Origin of the sequence: Sandarakinorhabdus sp. (assembly GCF_032115815.1) — a bacterium.
GTDB lineage: Bacteria > Pseudomonadota > Alphaproteobacteria > Sphingomonadales > Sphingomonadaceae > Sandarakinorhabdus.
In genome coordinates, this window is record NZ_JAUMBI010000256.1 from 1 (window position 1) to 1,578 (window position 1,578).

The following is a 1,578-nucleotide window of genomic DNA, read 5'->3' on the forward strand; positions in this document are numbered from 1 at the left end:
CGGCACGATCTCCACGGCGGCCCAATCGGCGTCCACTTCCTCGGCAATCACCATCGGCAGGCTGGTGCGGATGCCCTGGCCCACTTCCGGATTGCTGGCCATGATGCGGATGCGGCCCGTCGCCGGAATCACCACCCAGGCGTTCAACTGGCCGGCTTCCGCGGCGTCTGCCCGCTCCGGCGACAGCCCCAGATACAACCCCCCGCCCAGCGCCGCGCTGGCAAACAGGAAATTGCGGCGGCTGAGCTGGATGTTCATATGGGCCTCAAGCGGTCAGTTGGCTGGTGTCGAGCGGCAATGAGCGCAGGCGCTTGCCGGTGGCCTGGTAGATCGCGCCGGCCAGCGCCGGAGCGAGGCTGGGATAGGCCGGCTCGCCCAGACCGGTGGTCATGTAATCGGTGGAGAGGAAGACGACATCCACCGCTGGCGCCATGTCCATGCGGGCCAAGTGGAAATCGCCGTAATTCTTCTGCTCCACCGCGCCATCGGCAAAGGTGATCTTCTGACCCAGGGCGGCGCCCAGCGCATCGATCACGCTGCCCTGCACCTGGTTCTCGGCACCTGAAAGGTTGACGATGTGCTTGCCGATATCGGCCGCCACCCACACATGATGCACTGTCACGCTGCCATCACCCGCCACGCTGGCTTCCACCACGTTGGCGAAATAGCCCAAGTGGCTGAAGTGGAAGGCGATGCCCAAGCCCCGGCGCGGGGGCAGCTTGCGGCCCCAGCCGGCCATTTCGGCGGCCTTGTCCAGCACGCCGCGCATGCGGCCGGTGTTGTAGGGCGTGCCCTTCATCTCCTCGCCGGTCTCGCCGCTAAACTCCTCGGCGATCGGAATGGCGCGCGGGGTGCCGAGCACGGCGCGGCGATACTCCAGCGGGTCGCGCCCGGCGGCGATTGCGCAATCGTCGATGAAACCTTGGGTGACAAAGGCAAAGGCGTTGTTGATCGGCGCCCGCAGCCAACCCAGCGTGGAAGCGATCGGCAACACCGTCACATCGGCGCGGAAATCCTTGATCACGCCCGACGGGAACAGCGAGCCGTCGATCACCGCCGTCGGATTGAGCGCGCCATCAGCGCCGAAGCTGACGAAATGATCGTGCCAGGCGATGATGTCGCCCTTCTCGTCCAGGCCCGCTTCCAGCTTGTGCCAGCCACCGGGGCGCAGCCAATCGTGGGCGAAATCCTGCGCGCGGTCCCACTGCAGCTTCACCGGCACGCCGGCGGCCTTGGCGATCACGGCGGCTTCAACAGCGAAATCGTTCATCAGGCGCCGGCCAAACCCGCCACCCGATCGCATCAGGTGGATGGTGACATCCTCCACCTTCAGGCCCAGCGCCAGCGCCACCATGCGGCGCGCGTCTTCTGGCGTCTGCGTCGAAAGCCACAGTTCGGCCTTGTCGCCCTTCACATGGGCGGTGGCGTTGATCGGTTCCAGCGCGGCATGAGCGAGGAACGGATAGCCATATTCGGCCGTCACCTTTTTCGCCGCCGTCGCCATCTTCGCCGGCGCATTGCCGTGGTTCATGTAACCGGGCTTCTGCGGGCCGTCCTTGAAGGCCTTGGCAGCGGCAG

The 1,578-nt window shown here is 66.1% G+C and carries 2 protein-coding genes; both read right to left on the minus strand.

Annotated features, from left to right (window positions below; translation table 11 throughout):
• A partial coding sequence (locus RT662_RS14755) for a twin-arginine translocation signal domain-containing protein (RefSeq protein ID WP_313671445.1) occupies nt 1-258 on the minus strand: 258 nt, incomplete at its 3' end.
• A gap of 7 nt (nt 259-265) precedes the next feature.
• The coding region (locus RT662_RS14760; protein WP_313671446.1) for a molybdopterin cofactor-binding domain-containing protein at nt 266-1,578 on the minus strand (1,313 nt) is incomplete at its 5' end.